20 protein-coding genes and 1 pseudogene are annotated in these 22,164 nt (G+C 68.6%); 11 read left to right on the top strand and 10 right to left on the bottom strand.

The window, feature by feature from the left end; all coding sequences use genetic code 11:
- Positions 1–39: 39 nt before the first annotated feature.
- Positions 40–1,197 (bottom strand): winged helix DNA-binding domain-containing protein, encoded by a 1,158-nt coding sequence (locus C6A86_RS16710; protein WP_105363826.1) that lies wholly within the window; start codon positions 1,195–1,197, stop codon positions 40–42.
- Positions 1,197–1,511 carry a hypothetical protein gene (locus C6A86_RS16705; protein WP_233213041.1) on the bottom strand — a complete coding sequence of 105 codons (315 nt, stop codon included), beginning with the start codon at positions 1,509–1,511 and terminating at the stop codon, positions 1,197–1,199. The genes C6A86_RS16710 and C6A86_RS16705 overlap by 1 nt, the downstream gene beginning before the upstream one ends.
- 109 nt (positions 1,512–1,620) lie before the next feature.
- Here C6A86_RS16705 and C6A86_RS16700 point away from each other — a divergent pair, with 109 nt between their 5' ends.
- The 3 genes from C6A86_RS16700 to C6A86_RS16690 all read left to right on the top strand — a co-directional run bounded on the left by C6A86_RS16700 (position 1,621) and on the right by C6A86_RS16690 (position 5,209).
- Positions 1,621–2,124 carry a lipoprotein LpqH gene (locus tag C6A86_RS16700; RefSeq protein ID WP_105363827.1) on the top strand — a complete coding sequence of 168 codons (504 nt, stop codon included), beginning with the start codon at positions 1,621–1,623 and terminating at the stop codon, positions 2,122–2,124.
- Positions 2,125–2,186: 62 nt separating this feature from the next.
- The gene (locus C6A86_RS16695) at positions 2,187–3,884 is read left to right on the top strand and encodes a hypothetical protein (RefSeq protein ID WP_105363828.1); all 1,698 of its coding nucleotides are present in this window, start codon (positions 2,187–2,189) and stop codon (positions 3,882–3,884) included.
- A complete protein-coding gene (locus C6A86_RS16690) occupies positions 3,875–5,209 on the top strand; it encodes a CHAT domain-containing protein (protein WP_105363829.1) in 1,335 nt (444 codons plus the stop codon). Before C6A86_RS16695 ends, C6A86_RS16690 begins: the two co-directional genes overlap by 10 nt.
- A 4-nt stretch (positions 5,210–5,213) precedes the next feature.
- On the opposite strand, the gene C6A86_RS16685 is transcribed toward C6A86_RS16690, so the two are convergent.
- Positions 5,214–5,846 (bottom strand): hypothetical protein, encoded by a 633-nt coding sequence (locus C6A86_RS16685; RefSeq protein WP_199196233.1) that lies wholly within the window; start codon positions 5,844–5,846, stop codon positions 5,214–5,216.
- A 100-nt stretch (positions 5,847–5,946) separates the two neighbouring features.
- On the opposite strand from C6A86_RS16685, the gene C6A86_RS16680 reads away from it, so the two are divergent.
- Both C6A86_RS16680 and C6A86_RS16675 read left to right on the top strand, forming a co-directional pair.
- Positions 5,947–7,275 (top strand): hypothetical protein, encoded by a 1,329-nt coding sequence (locus C6A86_RS16680; RefSeq protein ID WP_105363830.1) that lies wholly within the window; start codon positions 5,947–5,949, stop codon positions 7,273–7,275.
- On the top strand, positions 7,272–8,336 hold the full coding sequence (locus C6A86_RS16675) for a hypothetical protein (RefSeq protein ID WP_105363831.1): 1,065 nt from the start codon (positions 7,272–7,274) through the stop codon (positions 8,334–8,336). Before C6A86_RS16680 ends, C6A86_RS16675 begins: the two co-directional genes overlap by 4 nt.
- On the opposite strand, the gene C6A86_RS16670 is transcribed toward C6A86_RS16675, so the two are convergent.
- The 3 genes from C6A86_RS16670 to C6A86_RS16660 all read right to left on the bottom strand — a co-directional run bounded on the left by C6A86_RS16670 (position 8,330) and on the right by C6A86_RS16660 (position 13,496).
- Positions 8,330–9,676: an alpha/beta hydrolase family protein gene (locus tag C6A86_RS16670; RefSeq protein WP_199196234.1), complete on the bottom strand. Its 1,347-nt coding sequence runs from the start codon at positions 9,674–9,676 to the stop codon at positions 8,330–8,332. The genes C6A86_RS16675 and C6A86_RS16670 overlap by 7 nt on opposite strands.
- A 54-nt stretch (positions 9,677–9,730) precedes the next feature.
- Positions 9,731–13,069, bottom strand: a complete 3,339-nt coding sequence (gene lysX / locus C6A86_RS16665; protein ID WP_105363833.1) for a bifunctional lysylphosphatidylglycerol synthetase/lysine--tRNA ligase LysX — start codon at positions 13,067–13,069, stop codon at positions 9,731–9,733.
- A gap of 67 nt (positions 13,070–13,136) precedes the next feature.
- Complete coding sequence (locus C6A86_RS16660) at positions 13,137–13,496, bottom strand: DUF1844 domain-containing protein (protein ID WP_105363834.1); 360 nt, start codon at positions 13,494–13,496, stop codon at positions 13,137–13,139.
- A gap of 285 nt (positions 13,497–13,781) precedes the next feature.
- On the opposite strand from C6A86_RS16660, the gene infC reads away from it, so the two are divergent.
- From infC to C6A86_RS16640, 4 genes and pseudogenes are all read left to right on the top strand, one after another.
- Positions 13,782–14,423, top strand: a complete 642-nt coding sequence (infC, locus tag C6A86_RS16655) for a translation initiation factor IF-3 (RefSeq protein ID WP_233213042.1) — start codon at positions 13,782–13,784, stop codon at positions 14,421–14,423.
- 23 nt (positions 14,424–14,446) lie between these two features.
- Positions 14,447–14,642 (top strand): annotated as a pseudogene (gene rpmI / locus C6A86_RS16650) (50S ribosomal protein L35).
- Between the two features lie 67 nt (positions 14,643–14,709).
- Positions 14,710–15,099 (top strand): 50S ribosomal protein L20, encoded by a 390-nt coding sequence (gene rplT / locus C6A86_RS16645; protein WP_057167998.1) that lies wholly within the window; start codon positions 14,710–14,712, stop codon positions 15,097–15,099.
- Positions 15,096–15,869, top strand: a complete 774-nt coding sequence (locus tag C6A86_RS16640) for an RNA methyltransferase (protein ID WP_105363836.1) — start codon at positions 15,096–15,098, stop codon at positions 15,867–15,869. The genes rplT and C6A86_RS16640 overlap by 4 nt, the downstream gene beginning before the upstream one ends.
- Here C6A86_RS16640 and C6A86_RS16635 read toward each other — a convergent pair.
- From C6A86_RS16635 to C6A86_RS16620, 4 genes are all read right to left on the bottom strand, one after another.
- Positions 15,858–17,129 carry an acyl-CoA dehydrogenase family protein gene (locus C6A86_RS16635; RefSeq protein ID WP_105363837.1) on the bottom strand — a complete coding sequence of 424 codons (1,272 nt, stop codon included), beginning with the start codon at positions 17,127–17,129 and terminating at the stop codon, positions 15,858–15,860. The genes C6A86_RS16640 and C6A86_RS16635 overlap by 12 nt on opposite strands.
- A 4-nt stretch (positions 17,130–17,133) precedes the next feature.
- The gene (locus C6A86_RS16630) at positions 17,134–18,189 is read right to left on the bottom strand and encodes an oxygenase MpaB family protein (protein ID WP_311100792.1); all 1,056 of its coding nucleotides are present in this window, start codon (positions 18,187–18,189) and stop codon (positions 17,134–17,136) included.
- A 151-nt stretch (positions 18,190–18,340) separates the two neighbouring features.
- A complete protein-coding gene (locus tag C6A86_RS16625) occupies positions 18,341–19,777 on the bottom strand; it encodes a GntP family permease (protein WP_105362727.1) in 1,437 nt (478 codons plus the stop codon).
- Between the two features lie 36 nt (positions 19,778–19,813).
- A complete protein-coding gene (locus C6A86_RS16620) occupies positions 19,814–20,326 on the bottom strand; it encodes a gluconokinase (RefSeq protein ID WP_105362725.1) in 513 nt (170 codons plus the stop codon).
- A gap of 120 nt (positions 20,327–20,446) precedes the next feature.
- On the opposite strand from C6A86_RS16620, the gene C6A86_RS16615 reads away from it, so the two are divergent.
- Both C6A86_RS16615 and C6A86_RS16610 read left to right on the top strand, forming a co-directional pair.
- Entirely contained in the window at positions 20,447–21,157 is a 711-nt protein-coding gene (locus tag C6A86_RS16615; protein WP_105362724.1) for a FadR/GntR family transcriptional regulator, read from the top strand.
- A 92-nt stretch (positions 21,158–21,249) separates the two neighbouring features.
- The gene (locus tag C6A86_RS16610) at positions 21,250–22,155 is read left to right on the top strand and encodes an adenylate/guanylate cyclase domain-containing protein (RefSeq protein ID WP_396833737.1); all 906 of its coding nucleotides are present in this window, start codon (positions 21,250–21,252) and stop codon (positions 22,153–22,155) included.
- The last annotated feature ends 9 nt before the right edge of the window (positions 22,156–22,164 follow it).

Below are 22,164 nucleotides of genomic sequence, written 5' to 3'. Positions count from 1 at the left end.
GTCAAGGCGAGGTGCGGAGCGCGTATGCGGCTGCGCAACTCACCTCTTCGACAACGGAGACGGGAACCGTGGTTTGATCACCGCTCCGCCCAGCCAGTCTGTCAGCTCATCGGCCTTGCGCTGCAGCGCCTTCTGCGTGCCACGGTTGACATCGGCGATGACCTGCAGCTCGACCCGGCCATCGCCGGACTGTCGCCATCCTCCCACCACACGGCCATCCGCCCACGCCGTCGGCCCCGCGTTTCCGCGGGTGTCGAACACCTCGCCGCGCAGACCCTCCAGGTACCAGTCCCGGTCGACCCAGCCCATGGTCGTGACATCGAGACCCGGCAGCAACGCACACCACGGTTCGGCATCCGGTTCGGGTTCCAGGTCATCGGGCAGGGCCACCGCCGGTGTCCCGTGCATCTCCACCTCCACGGCGCCGATATCGGCCAACGCGCGCCGGGTCCAGGTCAGGGTGTGGCCGAACCACCACTTGATATCGGCGACGGTGGCCGGGCCGAACGCCCGCAGCCAGGTGCCCACCAACTCCGCGCTCGCGGCGTCGGGCTCGGCGGAATCTGACGTGTCGAGCCAGCAGGCCGCCGACACCCACAGCGGACGCGACGATGTCCAGCCGCCCTGATTCGGGCCGCGGACGACCTCGCCGCGGACAGCGAGCACGGTGATGACCCGAGGCGACAGGGGAGTGGCTCCGCCCCAAGGCTTTCCGGGTGCCGGATCGTAGGTCCCCGCCAACTCCGGGAGCGCCACGCGCAACTGGGTCGCGCTGGTCGGGCCGTTGGCGTCCAGATAGGCCAGCACCGCCGCGCACGCCGTGCGCAACCACTCGGCGCCGTCGGCGGCCACCCCGGCCTTCTCGACGTCGGCAATGAGCTTGCGGCTTTCGCTGTCGGCCACCCGATCACTGGATGCCGCCTGCACCGTCGATATCGCCTCGGCGCGCACCACCCACAAGGTGCGGCGCATCGCGAGATGCTTGACCAGCGTCCGTTCCCGATAGAGCGTGGCGTCCAGGTCGGCACGGTCGAAATCCGGAATCCTGGCCCACAGCGACAGATACGGGGTAGCCGGATCGGTGGCATGCAGGCCCACCAGTGCCGATGTCACCGCCGACGCGTCGGAGCCGTGCTCGCCGAGAAAGTGCCGCCGGGCCAGCCGGGCGCGCCTTTCGGCAAGGGTGAACGAGCGCACTAGTCCCGGTTCATCGATTCGCGGATCTGCTTCAGCCGCTCGGCGGCTGCCTCCTGCCGCTTCTCGTACTGCTCGGCCACCGAACGGCCCTCGGGTGTGTCCTCGGCGAGCTCCGCCGATCCGATGGCGGTGCCGAATCGGGTCTCGATCTTCTCGCGCACCGAGTCGAAGGTGGGCACCCCGGCGGTGGTGTAGCCGGTATCTACCGGAATCGGGGTGAGCTCCACCGGAACCTGCCCGGCGGGCACGTCGTCGGCCGGAACGACCTCGGCGTCGATCGGCTCACCCGCAGAAGGCTGCTGGTCATCGGGCATGACGCCACCGTACCCGCTGCAGAAGTTGGGATCGGTAGCGATTCGTCACGAATGTACTTGCCCTACGACGGCGCCACAGGGGCGGCGGGCGAAGGAAAAGGACATACACATGACGAAGAATCGCGTTCTGGCCGCCGGGATCGGGATGCTCGCCACCGCGGCGGTACTGGTGGGTTGCTCGGACGACAAGGGCAGCGAACCCGCCGCGTCCAGCTCGGGCAACACCGGCAGCAGCACCGCTGCGGTCGCCAGCGGCGGCAGCACCCAGGTCAAGGTGGAGGGCCAGGACCTGGCCGGCCTCGACCTCAACTCGGTGACCTGCGTCAAGGCCGGGGGCAAGATCAACGTGGCCAGCGCCGCCATCGGCGGCCAACAGGGCCTCGGCGTCGTGATGACCGACGATGCGGCCCCCAAGGTCGAGTCGGTCGGACTGGTGGTCGACGGAAATGCCCTCGCGGTGGCCTCGATGGCCGGCGCGAGCTCCGGAAAGGCCGACGTCACGGTCGACGGCAGCACATACACCATCACCGGTGAGGCTGTCGGCGCGGACATGGCGAACCCGATGGCCGGGATGATCACCAAGAAGTTCGAGATCAAGGTCGACTGCAGCTGACCACAACCGGGCGGCGGGCGCGGAAACGCGTCCGCCGCTTCCGGCCGTCCTATGATGGCGCGGTGTCGATCACCGGTGACCTGGATCGAGCCCGGCGGCTCGCCTGGGCCGCCGACGAGCCGGGTGCCAAGGACCTGCTGCTGTCCCTGCTGCCGGCCATTGAGCAAGCCGACCGCGACGACCTCGCACTGGAGGTATTCGCCCAGCTCGGCGAGATCTACCTGGTACGGACCGCCTATGACGGTGTCGGCGAATGCATCCGGCGTATCCGAGACTGCATCGCCGCGTATGCCGCCCTGCCGGAGTGCAGCCCCGACACCCGGCACATGATGCAGCGCTACACGCGCCGTGCCGACTTCCTGCAGGCCGGTCTGCACGCCGCCCGCGGCGAGCACGACGAGGCCGCAACATCGGTGTCGGCGCTGGTGGCTGCCGACGGGCCGCCGGACCTGGCCGAAGAGCACCGGTATCTGGTCGGCTTCGCCCGGCTGCTCTGCGCGATCGCGTTCTCCGACGACGATTTGCACCACCTGGCGGTCCCGTTGTGGGAGCAGGTACTCGACGTGGTCGACGTTTCGGCGGCCGACGGCAGCTACGACGACCGGCTGCTGGTGCTGGCGGGGATCGGCTACGGCGGATTCTGTGTGCAGACCGGCAGGCTCGACGAAGCAGAACCCTGGCTGCGACGCGCTGGGGCGCGAGCAGAGTCGCACGGCTGGGCGCTGGACACTGCCCGAACGCAATTGGAACGTGCGATTGCCTGCTGGTCCGTCGGCGACCACAACGGCGTGGACCGCCTCATCGATCAGGCCTACCCGGTCATCGCCAGATATGCCCGGGCCCACGATGTGTCCCGCTGCTGGTTCTACCGCGGCTTCACCAAATTGGCCTCGGCGGCGCTGGAAGAGGCCGATCAATGCTGGGAACACGCCGAACGTCACTGGCGCGAACTCGGCAAACCGCTCCACCTGCATCGTATTCTGTTGCAGCGCAGCTGGATACCGATTTTCTTCGGCCGTTTCGACGAGGCGGTGGAGCTGATAGCCCAGGCCCGCACCCTGCTCGACGAATGGCCGCGCAGCAGCTGGCTGCAGTACGCCCGACTCGACGATCAGCTGGGCACGGTGTGGCGGGCCGACGCGCTGGGAGATCTGGGATTCGACGGCGCCGGTGACCCCGAGGACACCTGGGACGAGGTCGAGGCCAAACATGAAGCCTCCCTGGGCACCACCAACGCCGAGACCGGTAGCCCCGGATTCGTCCGTGCGATGGCCAAGCTTGAGCAGGCCGCAGAACTCAAGGTGCCTGCGGCGCTCGCCGTGGATTCGGTGCGCTACACGATCATCGACGCCAACGCCCGCGCGCAGTGGGCGACCAGGGTGTCCGCACCCATGCTGGCGGGTGCCTTCGCGGTGTCCTGGGAATGGGAGAACACCGCACTCACCGCCGAGCTGATCGAATACCACAGCGCCCGAGGTAGTTTCAGCACCGATATCGCCGACGACGCCGAAGCGCCGATCTGGGCCGGGGCCCAGGCCGTGCTCGTCGACGCGGAGTTCGAACTGCCCGACCTCGAGCTCGCCGCAGTCGCCGCCGGGTCCGTCAGTGGAGGGCCGTCGTTGACCAGACTGGGTCCGCTGCCGCCGCTGCAGATGGATCCCGGTGCCGATCCGATCCTCGGGCACTACCGCGCCCTGGCCAAGCAGCGCTACGGCCGCTCCATCACCACCGACGACCCGGCCTGGCCGACATGGTCGTGACCGACCGGACGACCCTGATCCTGCGCTTCGCCGACGTCGGTATCGCCACCTACGCCAGCCTGCGTGTCGTCGGGCAGCCCGAGCGCACCGTCACCTGGGTGGTCGAGGAAACCATTCTGCTTGCGGCGCTGGAGGAGATCGCCGCAGCCCTACCGGATCCCAGGGGCGCCGAGACGGCCGTCGACGCACTGCAGCGCGCATTGTCCGTCGGCGCATTCACCAACTCCGGCGCCGAGCTGACCCTGGCCTACCGCCTGGGCGTCCTGCTGATCTCGGCTGCCGGCTGGGATCTGGTTCAGGAGTGCGTGCACGACCCGCGCGCGGTGCTGTTCGTCGCGCCCAGCGCGCGCCTGGGCCGGGTGCCGTGGGGGTTGCTCGCGCTGCCTGCGGTACGACCCGAGGTGACCGCGATGCTGGCGGCCCGCCAGGAGGCCATCACCCCGGACGGCCCGATGCCGGCCACGATCCCGTGGCCGGCCGGAGAGATCGGTGTTCTCACCGAAGGCTTCCGGCTGCTGGAGTTCGTCGATGTGCTGATGGCGGTACCGGCCAACATCGCGCACTCCCGGCGCGTCAACACGGCTCGCCCGGAAGCGGATCCGTTGCTGATCCTCGACCCTCGGGTTCCCGGTCAGCGGCCGGATTCGGCGCTGGGGTCGGTGCTGGGCAGGCCGGCGCCGGACACCGTGCTGGCGCGGCACTACGCGGACCTGATGCACCGGCGAAAGGTGTTGCCGCGGGTCGACACCTCGACCGAGCTGTTCCGGCGCACCGATACCGACCGGCACTGGCTGGCAGAGGTGCTGGCCGAAAGGCCTGGACGCCTCGTCTATGTCGGGCACGCCAGCACCGGCGACGGCGCGGAACGGGCGGCGCTGCATCTGGCGTGCCGTGCCTCGACCCAGGGTTACAGCGACCCGGTCGGCGATCACCGCCCGCTGACCGCGGCCGACCTGATGTCGGCGCAGCTGCCCATTCCGACTCGTGTTGCGTTGTTGGCCTGTGCATCCGGTGGCGACTACCGATTCGACGAGGCCACCGGGATGGTCGCGGCGATGGTGCTCGGCGGAGCGGAACTGGTGACCGCGACGCTGTGGTCGCTGCCCACCAGCGCGGGGTATCGGCGTTTCGTATCCGGCGCGCCGGCCGATCCGATGGGTACGGTCATCGCCGCGGTCGACGCCGCCCACCAGGCGGACACCGATTTCGAGGCGGCGTGCGCAGTCAACCGTTGGCAACGCGCACAGCTGCGGAGCTGGCGGGACGGCGACGATTCCGCGGCGCCGGTGTACTGGGCGGCGCTGGTGAGTTTCGCGGTTCTCTAGCCGATCAGGCCGGCGGTACGGCGACCGCGACGGCGGATTCGTCCCCGCGCCGGTAGTAGGCGTCGATGACGCTGCCCGGGCGGACCCGATCCAGCGAGGTCGCCGGGATGAGCGTCGTCTCGTGGGCCGGGAACTGCCCGCCTTCGGGCCTGCGGACCATCAGGTCGAGCACCACCTCGCGGTAGTCCTCCCGTTCGGCGCCGGTGGTGCGCGCGGCCGTCACCACGCCGCTGGACCTGGTGCCGTGCCGGATGAGATCCAGCTGCGCATCGGTGACCAGGCCTTTGTCCACCAGCATCCGGTCGAAGGCAGCGCGGATGGCGACCATGTCGTCGGCCAGTGACAGCTGCTCGCGGGAGTCCGGGTCGAAGGCCACCAGCAGCACCGCACCGGGCCGGATCTCGGCGACCACCGGGTCATCCGGGGCGCCGCGCAGGCGGCCGGTGAACTTCTGGCCCGACACGCTCACCACCTCGACGGTGATCCGATCGGAGACGTCGCTGACGGTGCCGATACCGACGGCCGGTGTGCCCGCGGGTCTGGGAGCGGAGCGGCCGCGGGGGAGCACGGCGTCGACGGTGACCATCAGGATGGTGATGACGACGAAGGCCAGCAGGATCAACAGTGATTCGGGCATGCCGGAAAGGGTCGCCCCGGGCCGCGGCTACCGAACCCAACTTTGTGCCGTCGGTGGCGAGCGGCGCGACCGGGAAGCTGCCGGTGCCTATCCTGAGCGGGTGAGTACCGTTCCGGAGGTCGCCGCGCGGGAGGCGGGCGCGTCGCCGGCCCAGCCGCGCCGCGCGGTGATCGACCGCGCCTGGCGGGCGCTCGGCCCGGGTGTCCAGGTGCTCAGCAGCGATGACGGTGGACCGCTGAGCCGGACCGTCAAGCGCATCCTGGACCCGCTGGTGCTGCGATTGCGTTCCAACCCGCAGTATTCGACACCGGTGGTGTCCGGCGAGGTGGCCGCCGAGGTGTTCGAGCTGATCGTGGCGCACCGCGACCAGCTGTGCGCCACCGCGTCCTGGTTCGCGGTGCTCAAGCTGGCGCGCCGGAAGTTGCGGCTCACCACCGGCAACGCCCAGGAGCTCTACTTCCCGGTGTGCTTCGAGCTTGCCGTCACCAAAGGTGAACCGGTACATGGTGATTGGGATACCGCGGAAGCGATCCTGCAAGAGATCCACGGGGACCGGGACCGCACCGCCATCGAGGTGCTCAACCGCCACGTCGCCGACGCCAGGGTGCTCGGCGCGCTGGCGCGTCAGTTGCAGGCCAGTTGGTCCGATGTGCGGCCGACCGCGGCCATCACCGACCCGTTCCTGGCAGGCCTGAGCACCGTGCTGGGTGACGCCGCCGGCCACAACGAGTCGGTGGCCCGCCAGCGGGTGTGGACCGCGCTGGTGGCCGATGCGACGCCCTACAACCTGGGCGCCCGGGCCCGCAGCCCGGCGCCGGACCTGCCGTGGTCGTTGGTCGACATCGGGCTCAGCACGGTGCTGCCGCAACCGCCGCCGCCCGTACACGGCGGTGCCGATACCGATCGCCCGTTGAACCGCAGCGTCGTCGATCGGGTGCGCGCCACGCTGCGCCGCGCCTTGGACCGCGACGAGCTGCCCGATGTTCCGCTGCTGTGCGCCGAGGAGGTGGACCGGGCCTGTGCGCCATGGGGTCTGCTCGCCGAGGACATCCAGGCCGCGATGGTGGCCGGGGTGGAGATCGCCGTCGAACTCGCACCACTGGACGAGGCCGCGACACCGCGCTACCGGTTGGCGGCCCAGGTCCAGGCCCGGCTGCGTAAGGAGGCCTATGTGCTGCATGCGCGGCGCTACCTCGCCGGTGGCGAGGCGCTGCACCCACGCCAGCAGCAGGTGACCACGGAGCTCGCCGCGTTTGCCCGGCCCTACCTGAGCAGGCTGTGGGCCCGTCTGCACGGCCGTGACGTGTGGCAGGAGTCCTGCGCGGATGTCGACGATATGCGGGCCCTGCTGGAAGGGGTGGCCCGGTCGGTGAGTCTGGATCACCGGCAGCGGATCAAGGCGATGCTCGAACTGGAGGCGATTCGATGAGGTTCGTCGCCGGGGAAGGTCTATGGCAGACCGGTCCACCGGTACCGCCGCCGCCCGCCGTGGCGGTGCTCGAGGTGGCCGGTGCGGTGCTGGCGTGGACGGTCGACGATCCCGCGGCACCGGTGCAGATCACCTTCACCGATATCACCGCCGCCGACTGGGTGTGGCGGGTGACGGGCGCGGCCGGCCACGTCGCGCTGGTCGACGCGCTGCACGGGACCCCCGCCGACGCTGGGGGCACCGTCGACCTGCCGGATCTGACGCTCGATCCCGGTGCGCTGGCACCGCTGCGCCGACTGGCGATCGGGCACTGGTTGCGTCGCTGGTGGCCGGCCAGCGTGGGGGATGCGATCGTGGACCTGGATGCGGCAGTGCTGGATGCCGAGATCGCGGTGCTGACGGCCTCGGCGCAGGAGTTCTTCACCGAGGACACCCTCGACTCCGATATAGATTCGCTGTTGCAGCCGCACCGCGACATCCTCGTCGCCTACCGGCTCGACGGTGACCCCCGGGTGGCCGAACTCGCCGCGGCCTGCGCGGAACTGGCGGACTGGACGCCAGCGGTCGACGACGCGGTGCCGACTCAGCGCCACCGCGACGATTACGCGCTGGCCGCCGGCTGGGACGACTCCGCGACTGGTCCGGCGATTGCCGGTGGTGCCAGGACGATCGCCTGGACCACGGTGCCGCCTGCGGTATTCGACGCCGCCGAGGACAACGTGGACTGGTCGGTTCACACAGACAGCACCGGTGCTGTGGTGGCCTCCGTGCGCACCGCGGTAAGGGGTTCTGCGGCCGGTATCGAGGTACGGCTGCGGTGCGCCGATATCACCGCGGCCGGGGTGCTCACCGCTGACGGCACCGCGACTCTGACGCTGGAGATATCGGAATCTGCTGCCTGGAACCAGGATTGGACCGCGACAGAACTGGTCGTCGGTTCTCCCGGTGTGGGGGAGGGGCGGCAGCTGCGCGACCGGATGCGGGAACTGGCTCGGTCCCGGCTCTCCGGTGCCGACGACGCCTTCCTGGCCGAGGTGCTGGCCGCCGAGTCGGACTACTGACCCGGCCCCACCCGCGCCACCTGCTCGGTGACGGGTCCCGCTGGAGCACCCGGAAACGGGGTGGCCGGAACATCGGGGGTGTGGATTCGGCCGGCCAGCCACGGCAGTGCCTCGGCGAAAGCACTGGACGCGAAAGGCCAGTCGTGCCGGCCGGGCCGGGCGACCACTGCGCAGTCGATACCGTGTGATGCGCCCAACGCGCACAGCGACTGGGCCGCCGCAGCGGTCTGCGGTGGCGGTGAGGCACCCGCCCCGTTCACCGCGAACCAGCCCGACACCCCGCTGTACCGGCCGTGCCGGCTGATGACCGTGGCCGGATCGAATGCGGCGTAGGCGGCCGCATCACCGCCGAACAGACGCTCGATCGTCTGTGCCTTCGTGCCCGAGTTCGGACTCAGATCGCCCGCGATGTCCTCGAACGCCGAGAACCGGTCGGGGTGCATCACGGTCAGGTCGACCGCGCAGGTGCCGCCCATCGACCACCCGACGACACCCCAATTGGCCGGATCCGGGCTGACCCCGAACCTCGAGATCATGGTCGGGACAACATCGTTGGTGAGGTGGTCGGCGACCTTGCCGCGGGGGCCGTTCACGCATTCGGTGTCGTTGTTGAAGGTGCCGCCCACATCGGCGAACACCAACACCGGAGCGTTCCCGTCGTGCGTCGCGGCGAAGGCGTCGGCGGTCTGCACGGCGTTGCCCGCCCGCGCCCAGTCCTCGGGCGTGTTCATCTCGCCGCCGATCATCATCACGGTCGGTAGCCGGGGTGGTGGATCCGAGGCGAACCAGGCCGGCGGCAGATAGACCAACTCGCCGCGGTGCCGGAAACCCGAGCCGGCGTCGCCGGTGTCCACCGGTACCAGAGAACCGTTACGCGGCACCGCATGCCGGACCTGGAATGCGGCGACGGTCGCCATATCGGTCTGATCGGGCAGCGGCCCCGCGGTCAGCTGGCCCCAGGCCGTCTGCATGGTGGGGAAGTACCCGGTCCACAGATTGACGGCCAGCGCCGCGCACAGAGCGCACAGCGGGACGGCCGCGACGGCGGCGGTGCGCCGCCACCAGCGCGCTCCGGGCCCGCCGGAAAACAGTGCCGCGGCGGCGAACCCGGTCAACCCGATCCAGACCCACAGCGCGTGCGGTGCGGGTTCACCGGCCAGCCCCTGGCTGCTCACATACCAGTGCGCGGCCGCGGCCAGTGCGGCCCCGACGGCCGCGGCGGCGACCAGTCGGCGTCGCCACCGCAGCGCAGCCACCAGGACCAGCCCGGCGATCACCTGAACGGTCACCGGCACCCAACCGTGCATCAAGGAAGCGTGGTGCTGCAAGAGCCCGGACATCAGCGTCACGAGATCATCGTGACGCCGCTTCCTGCAAAGCAGCTGTGAGGAGAGTCAGCGCGGTTTGGCCAGTGGGAACGGCAGCGTCTCGCGGATGCTGCGCCCGGTGATCAGCATGACCACCCGGTCGACCCCGACGCCGAGACCGCCCGTCGGGGGCATGGCGTATTCGAGGGCCTGCAGGAAGTCCTCGTCGAGTTCCATCGCCTCCGGGTCACCGCCGGCGGCCAGCAGTGACTGCTCCTGCAGACGCTTGCGCTGCTCCACCGGGTCGGTGAGCTCGCTGTAGGCCGTCCCCAGTTCGACACCCCAGGCCACCAGGTCCCAGCGCTCGGCGACACCGTCGATGCTGCGGTGCGGACGGGTCAGCGGCGAGACCGAGGTGGGGAAGTCCTTGTAGAACGTCGGGCGTTCGGTCTGCCCTTCGACGAGCCGCTCGTAGAGTTCCAGGACCACCGCACCAGCGTCCCAGTGCATCAGGTAGGGCACCCCGGCGCCATCGCAGAGGCTGCGCAACCGGTCCAGGCCGGTCTCCGGGCCGATCTGTTCACCGAGTGCCTCGGACACCGCGCCGTGCACCGTCTTCACCGGCCAGTCCCCGGAGATGTCGACCGCCACCAGGCCGCCGTCGGGACCGGGGCGCATCACCACCTGGGCGCCGTTGGCAGCTTCGGCGGCGTTCTGGATGAGCTCGCGGCAGCCGTGCATCCAGACGTTGTAATCGGCGTGCGCCTGATAGGCCTCCAGCAGCGTGAACTCCGGGTTGTGGCTGAAATCCACGCCCTCGTTGCGGAATGCGCGGCCCAGTTCGAAGACCCGCTCGACGCCGCCCACGCAGAGCCGCTTCAGATACAGTTCCGGCGCGATGCGCAGGTACAGGTCCAGGTCGTAGGCATTGATATGGGTGGTGAAGGGGCGCGCATTGGCGCCGCCGTGGATCTGCTGCAGGATCGGTGTCTCGACCTCGAGGAATCCCTTACCCACCAGCGTTTCCCGGATGGCGTGCAGGATCCGGCTGCGCGCGGTGATCAGGTCTCGGGCCTCGGTGTTGATGGCGAGGTCGACGTAGCGGGTCCGGACGCGGGCCTCCGGGTCGGTGAGGCCCTTCCACTTGTCGGGCAGCGGCCGCAGGCATTTGCCGATCAGCCGCCACCGGGTGACCAGCAGTGACGGGGTGCCGTTTCGGCTGAGCCCCATGGTGCCGGTCACCTCGATCAGGTCACCGAGGTCGATCGAGCCGGTGAAGTCGGCGTTGGTGCCCTGGGTGAGGCGCGAATTGTCCAGCAGCAGTTGTACGTCACCGGACCAGTCGCGCAGCGCGGCGAACAGCACCCCGCCGTAGTCCCGCAACCGCAGGATGCGGCCGGCGACGGTGACGGTGACATCGGCGGCGGTGGTGGCCAGGGCCTGCTCGACGGTGTGGCTGGGCGCCTCGCCGACCGGGTAGGCGTCGACGCCGTTGTCCTGCAACATTTTCAGCTTCGCCATCCGGACCCGCACCTGCTCGGGCAGCCGGTTGCGGTCGTCATCGGGCAGATCATGTTGCAGGGCAAGGGTGTCCGGGGCGCTGCCGTCGCGGTGCAGCAGCCCGCTGTCCACCAGGTTCTTCGGCGCCGCGACGTGTTCACCGGTGTGCTCCTTGCGGCGGGAGAACGGCAGCACCAGGAATCCCTCGGCGATCACCGAGGCCACCCCGACGCGGGGCACCTCACGGGCGTCCTCGTAGCAGGCGAACCGCGGAACCCACTCCGGCTGGTACTTCATGTTGGAGCGGTACAGGGTCTCGAGCTGCCACCACCGGGAGAAGAACACCAGCAGTGCACGCCACAGCCGGGCGACCGGGCCGGCGCCCAGTTGCGCGCCCTGCTCGAACGCCGACCGGAACATCGCGAAGTTCAGCGAGATGCGGGTGATGCCGAGATCCTCGGCCTGCAGACAGATTTCGCTGACCATCAGCTCGATGGTGCCGTTGGGGGACTGCGGTGAGCGGCGCATGACGTCCAGCGACACTCCGTTGGTGCCCCACGGAACCAGGGAGAGCATCGCCACGACGTCGCCGTCGTTGTCATTTTCCCCAGTGCCGCCGGCCGCCACGGCCTCCACCAGCATGCAGTCACCGTCGGCGGGATCACCCAAGCGGCCCAGCGCCATCGAGAAACCACGCTCGGTCTCGGTGTCGCGCCAGGCATCGGCGCGGCCGACCACGATGGCCATTTCGTCGGAGGTCAGTTCGCGGTGCCTGCGGATGCGGACGGTCAGACCTGCGCGGCGAGCCCGGGTGACGGCCTGACGCACCGGCTTCATGTCCGGACCGGACAACTTGAAGCGGTCGGGGTGCAAGATGGCCTCGTCGCCGAGTTCGATGGCGTTGAGACCGGCGTCGCGAAACGCCTGTGCGGCGGGGGCACTGGCACCCATCACGCCGGGAGCCCAGCCGTAGGACTGGCACAGCGTGAGCCAGGCGTCGATGGCGGCCGGCCAGGAGCGCGGGTCGCCGACCGGGTCCCCGCTGGCCAGACAGACGCCCACCTCGACGCGGTAGGTGACGGCGGCGCGTCCATTGGGAGCGAACACCACCGACTTGTCGCGGCGGGTGGCGAAGTAGCCGAGCGAATCGTTCTTGCCGAACAGCTCCAGCAGCCCGCGGATGGCGGATTCGTCCTGACCGGTCAGCGCGTTGGTGGCCCGCTGGGAACGAAACAGCACGATGGCCGCGACCACCAGCGCCAGCGCGCCGAACAGGCCGAGCAGCGCGTTGATCAGGACCCCGGGATGTTGACCGTCGAAGACCGCGGAGTCGACGCCGGCGAACGCGACCACCCGGTTGGCGGCGTAGCCGAGCCGGTAGTCGCGCTGCAGCGTGCCGGGGAACAGCTCCAGCAGGCCCCATCCGACCCCGATGGCCAGCGCCATCCCGGCGAGCAGGGTGCCGACGGCCTTGAACAGGGCGCCACGGCGGACCTTGGCCCAGAACTCGTGACGGGCCAGCACCAGGAACCCGATGGACGCCAGGTGGAAGACCAGGCCGATGATCTCGCCGAACTCCTCGAGCACCGATTCGTCGCCGGCGATCAGGTCGGCGATGTTCACGGCCACCGCGGCCACCATGTAGAACACCAGAATCCACCAGGCGATGCTCTTGCGGGCGGCCAGCGCGGCGGCCAGCAGCGCGAGCACCGTCGCCCAGGCGAAGCTGGTGTCGGGGAAGTTGAAGATGTAGTCGTTGACGAACTCGCGGGGCACCCGGATCGCGGACCGGACGAACGGGGAGATGCTCGCCACCAACGACAGCGTGGCGATGACCCCGACGATCCAGCCCGCGGCGGTCGGAACCCACGAGAATCCAGACGGTCGCCGGGTCGTCGACGGATGGGGGACTGCGGTGGCCGTCATAGGGCGCGAGAATATGCCCTAAGCGGCCGAAATGGGTGCTTCTACGATGCCTGGGTGTCGGCCCGGATCACCAGACCGGACCGGTGAACTTCTCACCGGGGCCCTGGCCGGGTTCCTCGGGTGCCGCGCTGGCCTCCCGGAACGCCAGCTGCAGGCTCTTCAGTCCGTCGCGCAGCGGCCCGGCGTGCAGGCCCAGGTATTCGGCGGACGCGGTGACCAGCCCGGCGAGCGCGGTGATGAGACGGCGGGCCTCGTCGAGATCGCGGTGCGGACTGTCGTCGGGGTCCTCGGCCCCCAGGCCGATCTTCTCCGCCGCCGCACTCATCAGCATCACGGCCGAGCGGGTGATCACCTCGACGGCAGGAATCTCGGCGAGCTCCCTAACCTGCGGGTCTGCGCCGGAAGGAGTTTTCGGATCATCGGTCATGCCTGTTAGACTTGCACGATCGACCGTCCCGGCGAACGCCAGGGACAGTAAGTGGAGTCCCGCTCCCACCGCTGACCATACCGGTCCAGCGGTCCGATCACAGGCATCCGCGGATGTCCTGTTCTGCGCATGCGCAGACGGCGTAAGCCGTGATCGGTCGGCATCGGGCCCTGCTGTATGCAGGGCCTTTCTGCTCTCCGGAGCGGAATGCTGGTGGTGTGGTCTCTCCCTGCTGGCCCGGCGCTCCAAGCGGTCGTGGCACGAGCAGACAACGTAGGAGGCCCCATCAGCACTGAGACCCGCATCAACGAGCGCATCCGCGTACCAGAAGTCCGCCTGATCGGACCGAATGGTGAGCAGGTAGGCATTGTCCGCATCGAAGATGCTCTCCGCGTCGCCGTCGACGCCGATCTCGACCTTGTCGAAGTAGCCCCAGACGCCAAACCACCGGTGTGCAAGATCATGGACTACGGCAAGTTCAAGTACGAGACGGCACTCAAGGAGCGCGAGTCTCGCAAGAACCAGCAGCAGACCGTCGTCAAGGAACAGAAGCTTCGGCCGAAGATCGACGACCACGACTACCAGACGAAGAAGGGCCATGTGGTCCGCTTCCTGGAAGCCGGGTCGAAGGTCAAGGTCACCATCATGTTCCGCGGTCGCGAGCAGTCCCGGCCCGAACTGGGCTACCGACTGCTGCAGCGTCTCGGCGCCGACGTGGCTGACTACGGCTTCGTCGAGACCTCCGCCAAGCAGGACGGCCGCAACATGACGATGGTGCTGGCACCGCACCGTGGCGCGAAGACCCGCGCCAAGGCGGCGCACGATGCCGATGCCCCGACGCCGCGTTCCGGCGGCGAGGCGGCGGCACCGGCGGCACCTGCTGCACCGGCCGAACCGAGTCAGCCCACCGAGCCCACGCAGAACTGATCCACCACAAGAACTGAGGACACATGCCCAAGGCAAAGACCCACAGCGGCGCATCCAAGCGCTTCCGCGTCACCGGAAGCGGCAAGGTCGTCCGGCAGAAGGCCGGCAAGCGCCACCTTCTTCGAGCACAAGGCGAGCAAGCACACCCGTCGCCTGGACGGCCGCGTCACCGTTGCCGCCAACGACACCGCCCGCGTCAAGAAGATGCTGAACGGCTAAATCGGTCGAACGGCCGAAAAGCCGCTTCCTCCCTCCAGACTTTCCCCGCAAGAATAGGAACACCCTCATGGCACGCGTGAAGCGCGCAGTCAACGCTCAAAAGAAGCGGCGCACAGTACTCAAGGCTTCCAAGGGCTACCGCGGCCAGCGGTCACGCCTCTACCGCAAGGCCAAAGAGCAGCAGCTGCACTCCTTGACCTACGCCTACCGGGACCGCAAGGCCCGCAAGGGCGATTTCCGCAAGCTGTGGATCTCCCGGATCAATGCTGCGGCCCGCGCCAACGGCGTCACCTACAACCGCCTGATCCAGGGCCTCAAGCTGGCCGGCGTCGAGGTGGACCGTAAGAACCTGTCGGAGATCGCGATCAGCGATCCGGCCGCGTTCACCGCTCTGGTCGAGGTTGCCAAGGCGGCCCTGCCCGAGGATGTCAACGCGCCGTCGGGCGAAGCCGCCTGACACCCCTCACCGAGAAGTCCAATCGGGTAGCTGCAGCGATCAAGCTGCAGCGTCCCGGCGGACGTCGCCACGCCGCACGCTTCCTCGCCGAAGGTCCCAACCTGGTCGAGGCAGCGCTGCGGCGTGGTCTCGTCGAGGAGGTCTTCGCCACCGAGGACGCGCACGCCCGGTTCGCGGATCTGCTCGCCGGCGCCCCGGTGCACGAGGTGACCGAACGGGCGGCAAAGGCCTTGTCGGACACCGTGACTCCGGTCGGGTTGATCGCGGTGTGCGAGATCCCCGAGGTCGCCCTGTCCGAGGTGCTGGCGGCGCCGCGGCTGGTGGCCGTCGCGGTCGAGACCTCCGATCCCGGCAACGCGGGCACGCTGATCCGGCTCGCCGACGCCATGGGCGCCGATGCGCTGATCCTCACCGGTGACAGCGTCGACCCCTACAACGCGAAATGCCTGCGGGCCTCGGCGGGCAGCATCTTCGGGCTGCCTGTGGTCCAGGTCCCGGATACGCCCGAACTCATTGCCGCACTGCGGAGTGCGGGTCTGCAGGTGCTGGCCACCACCCTGGAGGGCGAGACTCCGCTGCCTTCGGTCGATCTGAGCCTGCCCACGGCCTGGCTGCTGGGTTCGGAGGCGCACGGCCTGGCACCCGCGGTCGCCGCGGCCGCCGACGCGCAGGTGACCATCCCCATGCGCGGCAGTGCCGAGAGCCTCAATGTGGCTGCGGCGGCCGCCATCTGCCTCTATGAGAGCGCGCAGGCGCTGTCAGCTCAGTAGCCCCCGCGCCACGTGCGTGATCTGCACCTCGTTGCTTCCGGCGTAGATCATCAGCGATTTGGCGTCACGGGCGAGCTGCTCGACCCGGTACTCGGTCATGTAGCCGTTGCCGCCGAAGAGTTGCACGGCCTCCATCGCCACATCGGTGGCCGCCTGCGAGCAGTACCATTTGATCGCCGAGGCCTCGGCCAGCGAGATCGGTGAGCCGGTCTGCGCGGATTCGATGACCCGGAACAGCATGTTGCGCACGTTCATCCGGGCCACCTCCATGGTGGCCAGCTTGAGCTGGATCAACTGGAACTGGCCGATTTCCTTGCCCCACAACACCCGGTTCTTGGCGTAGTCCACCGACAGCCGCAGGCATTCCTCGATGACGCCGAGAGACATCGCGGCCACGCCGATCCGTTCGGCGGAGAAGCTGGACCGGGCGCTGTCCCGGCCGTCGCCGGAGGCGTTGTTCTCGGTCTCGCCGAGCAGGCGGTCACGGCCCAGCCGGACGTTGTTGAAGAACAGCTCGCCGGTGCGTGAGCTGTGAATGCCCATCTTGTGGAACGGTTTCGACTGGACGAAGCCGTCCATGCCGCGGTCCAGGACGAAGGTCAGCACCTTGCGGTCGCGTCTGTCGACAGGTTCATTCCCCCGGTCGCTTCGCTCTTGCCCGCCGGCGCGTTCGTCGAGCTTGGCGTAGACGACCACGACGTCGGCGTCGGGTCCGTTGGTGATGAAGGTCTTCTGCCCGTTGAGCACATACTCGTCGCCGTCACGGGTCACATAGGACTTCATGCCGCCGAACGCATCCGAACCGGAATCCGGTTCGGTGATGGCCCAGGCGCCGATCTTCTCGTAGGTCACCAGGCCGGGCAGCCAGCGTTCCTGCTGGGCGAGGGTGCCGCGGCTCTGGATGGTCGGCACCGTCAGGCCCAGACTGACACCCATCCCGGTGACCAGGCCCATGGACACCCGGCACAGCTCGCTGATCAGCACGAAACCCATCCCGGCCTGGTCGGGTCCGCCCCCGAACATGCCGCCCGACGATTTACCCGCACCGGCATCACCGCCATCGCGCAGCCGGGACAGCCTGCGCTCCAACGCCTCTCGGGCCATCACATCGATACCGAACGCGCTGAACAGCTTGCGGACGATGGGGTAGGGCTCCATATCGCCGCTTTCCAGCGCGTCGATATGCGGCCGGATCTCCTTGTCGACGAACTCGCGCACCGCGTCGCGCACGGCGATGTCGACGTCAGACCATTCCAGCATCGTGTCAAGCGACCTTTCGTTTGGCTGCCGGCCGGGACAGACCCGCCAGCGAGAAGGTGGTGTGGACCAGCGAGCCCGCGCGGTCCAGCAGCGACTTCGGCCTGGACGGTTGCTGCTTCGGCTGGTAGTGCATCGCCATGCCCTTACGGTCCGCGGGCGGGGCCATGAACCCGGGCGCCTCCACCAACGGCGCGTCCTCGGGAATGCTCCCGGCGGCACGGCGATAGGCCGAGATCGCCCGCGGGTGCAGTCGGATCTCGTCGGGTACCACGGTGAACGCCAGCTCGACGGCCTTCCCGAACAGCCGTAGCAGAATCTCGTCGCCGGGTGTCCAGTGCATCCCGGCCTTCTCCCGCACCGGAGCGTCGAACACTCCGGCCGCGACCCAGCGCTGCGCGCCGACCATCGGCCTGAACAGCTGGTCCCACACACCCGTCGGCATCAGCACGAACCACGGCTTAGGGATGCGGATGGTGAAGATGTCCAGGGTGGCGCGGTTGATCTCCAACTCCTCGCGGCACTTGTGGTCCCAATAGACCAGGAAGTCCTCCCAGCTCTCCGGGACCGGGCGCATGCTCATGCCGTACATCCGGTACCACTGCACGTGCTCATCGAACAGCTGATGCTTCTCGGCCTCGGTCAGGCCGCCACAGAAATAGTCGGCGGTCTTGATGATCAGCATGAAAAAGGTGGCGTGCGCCCAGTAGAAGGTTGCGGGATTGAGCGCGTGGTAGCGGCGGCCCTGCCCGTCGACCCCCTTGATGTCGTGATGGAACCCCTTGATCTGGGCGCCGGTCTCGGCGGCACGGTCGCCGTCGTAGACCACCCCCATGATCGGGTACACGGACCTCGCCACCCGCTGCAGCGGCTCGCGCAGCAGGATCGAGTGGTCCTCGACGCCCGCACCGAGCTCGGGATACATGTTCTGGATCGAGCCGATCCAGACGCCCAACAGTCCGGTGCGGAGGTCGCCGAAGTACTTCCAGGTCAGTGAATCGGGACCGAGAGGGATTGCCGCGTGCTCGATCGACGGCGTGGAATCTTGCGGTGCAGCAGTCATGGCGTCCTCGTCGAGCCTTGAAAACTACGGATCTGCCGACCATATGCTTGACAACGCACGTTGTCTATACGCCCTCGCGGTGTGGCGGGCCGCCGTTATGCGTTGGCTACCGAGCCTCCACGCGCTCGCGATCTGCGGTGCGGGATCCCCCTCACGCGATCGCCCACAACCCCAGGCTGATCGCGAAGGCGCTGAGGCCGAGGGTCGTCTCCATGACCGTCCAGGTCTTGAGCGTCGTCTTGACATCCATGCCGAAGAACCGGCTGACCAACCAGAACCCCGAGTCGTTGACGTGGGACAGCACCGTTGCCCCGGCGGCGATCGCCATCACCAGTGCGGTGAGCTGGAGACTGCTGAGGTCGGCCGCGGCGACGGCGGCGCTGAGCAGGCCGGCCGTCGTCGTCAACGCGACGGTCGCCGAGCCCTGCGCGACGCGTAGCAGGGTGGAGATGAGGAACGCCTGCAGGATGAGCGAGATGCCGAGATTCGACAGAGAACTGCTCAGGGCGTCGCCGATACCGCTCAACCGGAGCACACCACCGAACATGCCGCCCGCGCCCGTGATGAGGATGATCGCGCAGATCGGACCGAGCGCGTTGTCCAAGATGTCGCTGACATCGGCCATCGAGCGGCCCCGCAGCCCCAGCACCAGGGTCGCCACGATCACGGTGATCAGCAGCGCGATCGAGGTGGTGCCGAGCAGCTTGAGGTATTCGGCCCAGGTGGCGCCCTCCTCGATGACACCGGCGGTCATCAAGGTGTTGACCACGGTGTTGAACGAGATCAACACGAAGGGCAGCAACAAGATCCCCAGCACGGTGGCGAAGCTGGGCACGGTGCGGGTGGCCGTGCCTGTGGTCCCAGCGGTCGACGGGGCGCCGTCTTCGGTGTCGGCGGCGATATCGCGTCCGCCGTTGATCTCGCCGAACAGCGAGGCGGGGATGTCGACGTGTACTCGCCGCCCGATCGCCTGGGACACCAGGTAGGCGCCCACGTACCAGGATGCGACGGCGACCGGCGCACCGACGATCAAGGTGAGTCCGATGTTGGCGCCGAGCAACTCCGCGGCCGCCACCGGCCCCGGATGCGGTGGAACCAACGCGTGCATGGCCGCGAACGCCCCGGCCGCCGGGAACGCGTAGAGCAGCATCGAGCCGCCGAAGCGACGTGCCACCGTCATGATGATCGGGAGGAAGACGACCAGTCCGGCGTCGAAGAAGATGGGGAAGCCGAAGAGCAGCGCGGCCACGCCGAGCGCCAACGGCGCCCGTTTCTCGCCGAACCGGCCGATCAGCGTGTCGGCGAGTACCTGTGCACCGCCGGTGATTTCCAGGAGCCGGCCGATCATGACGCCGAAACCGACCAGCAGGGCCACCGAGCCGAGCGTGTTGGAGAAACCGAAGGACAGGGCGCTGGGGACATCGGCCACCGGGATCCCGGCCGCCAGTGCCGTCAGCGCACTCACCAGCACCAGCGCGACGAAGGCATGCAGCTTGACCTTGATGATGAGGAACAGCAACAGCGCGACCGCCCCGGCCGCGATCAGCAGCAGCGTGGTGGTTCCGTATGCCGGATCAATTGCCTCCACGAGATCCTCCATTCCCTGCGATTTCCGGGCCCCTGGTCATCGGTCCTCCTCGGTCGAGCGTGCTGTGGTTGTGGTGACGTAACTTTCGATGATCGAGTCGATGCTCTGGTCGACGCCGATGGCGACACCGTGCTCATCGGATTCGAGCGGTTCGAGCGTCTCGAACTGGGACGCGAGCAGAGCGGCGGGCATGAAGTGCCCGGGCCGGCTGGCCTGCCGCCTGCCGATGGTCTCCAGTGATCCCTCCAGGTGCAGGAAGTCGATCACGGCGCAATGCCGGCGAAGCTGGTCGCGATAGCTGCGTTTCAACGCCGAGCAGCTCATCACGCCGCCATCGCCGTGCGATGCCAACCATTCACCGATCGAGTCCAGCCAGGGCCGGCGGTCATCGTCGTCGAGCGGGTGACCGGCCGACATCTTTGCGATGTTCGCGGGGGGATGGAAGTCATCGGCATCGGCAAACGGCACCCGCAGCCGCTGGGCCAGCGCCGCGCCGACGGTGGACTTGCCCGACCCCGAAACCCCCATCACCACGATCGGTGTTGCCATGCCCCTCCGCCTCTTCTGTGTGTGACGTCACACATCTTGTCTCAATCGTCATACGATTGCAAGAAATTCTTCGGGAATGGATCACTTTCGCCGGCAGCATGCGTCTGACATCATCTGTTTATGCGCGATCGTCCGAGGGCCGGCGCTCTCCACGGCAGCCTGCTGGCTGCACTGGGAACGGCCATCGTGTCGGGGCAGTACCCGCCCGGTCGGGTACTCACACTCGACGGTGTGAGCGCCGAGCACGAGATGTCGCGCAGCGTTGCCCGTGAGGTGATTCGGGTGCTGGAGTCGATGGGGCTGGTCGAATCGCGGCGTCGGGTCGGGATCACCGTCCAACCCGCGGAGAAATGGAACGTCTTCGACCCGGAGGTGATCCGCTGGCGGCTCGATGTCGGCGACCGCGCCGCCCAGCTGGCCTCCCTGTCGGAGCTGCGCGTCGGATTCGAACCCGCGGCGGCCGCATTGGCTGCCCGCCGGGCCACCCCGCATCAGTGCCGGATCATGGCGGCTGCGGTATCCGACATGGTCGTGCACGGGCGATCGGGCGACCTGGACGCGTACCTGCTGGCGGACAAGATGTTTCACCAAGCGCTGTTGGAGGCCAGCGGCAACGAGATGTTCCGGGCGCTCAATGGCGTCGTCGCCGAACTGCTCACCGGCCGGACCCATCACGGGATGATGCCCGAGCGGCCCAACCTCGCGGCGATCGCTCTCCATGACGAGGTGGCCCGCGCCATCAGGATGGGCGAGGAGAAGCTGGCCGAACAGGCGATGCGCGCGATCATCGACGAAGCGGCGGCGGCGGTCGCCGATGAGTCGGCTCGCTGACCCACCGTCGGCCGGCCGACGACGCCGTGGTGTGAGCAACGTCTAGGGCGGGCGTCGTTGCCGGTGTCAGAACAGCCGCCTAGGGTTGCGTTGTGGATGTCGAATCGTTCGAGGAACGATCCGCACGCACCGGCGAGATCGAGCACTCCGAGGCGCCGTACCGTCAACCGGGACCGCTGGGATGGCTCTCCGCCACAAATCACAACGCCAACGTCATCGCCATGATCCGGCGTGCGCGGCGGGCCCTGCCCGGGGACCCGGAATTCGGGGACCCGCTGTCGGCCGCCGGTGAGGGCGGCCCGCGCGCCGCGGCCCGGGCCGCGGATCGACTCCTCGAGCGCGAGGCCGTCTCCCGCGAGGTCAGCCTCGGCGCGCTGCAGGTCTGGCAGGCATTGACCGAACGTGTCTCGGGCCGGCCCGCCAACCGGGAGATGACATTGGTGTTCACCGATCTGGTGGGTTTCTCCGCCTGGTCGTTGGACGCCGGTGACGACGCCACCCTGCGGCTGCTGCGGCGTGTCGCGCAGGTGATGGAACCTCCGCTGCTGGCCGAGGGCGGCCATATCGTCAAACGGATGGGCGACGGCGCCATGGCGGTGTTCCGGGATCCCGAGACCGCGGTCCGCGCGGTGCTGGTTGCCCTGGAGGCGGTCAGCAACGTCGAGGTGGACGGGTACACCCCGCGCATGCGGGCCGGCATCCACACCGGCCATCCCCAGCGGATCGGTTCGGACTGGCTCGGCGTCGACGTCAACATCGCCGCCCGGGTGATGGAACGCGCCACCAGGGGTGGCCTGGTCATCTCGCACCCGACGCTGGAACGCATCACCGAGAACGGCGACCTGGCGGCGCTCGGGGTGACGGTGAAGAAGGTGCGCAGGCAACTGTTCGCGGCCAAGCCCAGCGGGGTGCCCGAGGACCTGCAGATGTACTGGGTCAAGCCGATTCCGCAGGCCGGGGGCGCCGAGCGGTTCGACGAAGACGCCGAGGGTGCGTGACGTCGCTCT

Origin of the sequence: Mycobacterium sp. ITM-2016-00316 (assembly GCF_002968335.2) — a bacterium.
Lineage (GTDB): Bacteria > Actinomycetota > Actinomycetes > Mycobacteriales > Mycobacteriaceae > Mycobacterium.
Note: the sequence above shows the minus strand (reverse complement) of the source record. Positions and strands in the feature narration are given on the sequence as shown.

Excerpts from the sequence above, each read along its gene's own strand:
- C6A86_RS16705 (WP_233213041.1), bottom strand. The coding sequence starts at position 1,511 with ATGCCCGATGACCAGCAGCCTTCTGCGGGTGAGCCGATCGACGCCGAG.
- C6A86_RS16700 (WP_105363827.1), top strand. The coding sequence starts at position 1,621 with ATGACGAAGAATCGCGTTCTGGCCGCCGGGATCGGGATGCTCGCCACC.
- C6A86_RS16690 (WP_105363829.1), top strand. The coding sequence starts at position 3,875 with ATGGTCGTGACCGACCGGACGACCCTGATCCTGCGCTTCGCCGACGTC.
- C6A86_RS16685 (WP_199196233.1), bottom strand. The coding sequence starts at position 5,846 with ATGCCCGAATCACTGTTGATCCTGCTGGCCTTCGTCGTCATCACCATC.
- C6A86_RS16675 (WP_105363831.1), top strand. The coding sequence starts at position 7,272 with ATGAGGTTCGTCGCCGGGGAAGGTCTATGGCAGACCGGTCCACCGGTA.
- C6A86_RS16670 (WP_199196234.1), bottom strand. The coding sequence starts at position 9,676 with ATGTCCGGGCTCTTGCAGCACCACGCTTCCTTGATGCACGGTTGGGTG.
- lysX (WP_105363833.1), bottom strand. The coding sequence starts at position 13,069 with ATGACGGCCACCGCAGTCCCCCATCCGTCGACGACCCGGCGACCGTCT.
- C6A86_RS16660 (WP_105363834.1), bottom strand. The coding sequence starts at position 13,496 with ATGACCGATGATCCGAAAACTCCTTCCGGCGCAGACCCGCAGGTTAGG.
- rplT (WP_057167998.1), top strand. The coding sequence starts at position 14,710 with ATGGCACGCGTGAAGCGCGCAGTCAACGCTCAAAAGAAGCGGCGCACA.
- C6A86_RS16635 (WP_105363837.1), bottom strand. The coding sequence starts at position 17,129 with ATGCTGGAATGGTCTGACGTCGACATCGCCGTGCGCGACGCGGTGCGC.
- C6A86_RS16630 (WP_311100792.1), bottom strand. The coding sequence starts at position 18,189 with ATGACTGCTGCACCGCAAGATTCCACGCCGTCGATCGAGCACGCGGCA.
- C6A86_RS16620 (WP_105362725.1), bottom strand. The coding sequence starts at position 20,326 with ATGGCAACACCGATCGTGGTGATGGGGGTTTCGGGGTCGGGCAAGTCC.
- C6A86_RS16615 (WP_105362724.1), top strand. The coding sequence starts at position 20,447 with ATGCGCGATCGTCCGAGGGCCGGCGCTCTCCACGGCAGCCTGCTGGCT.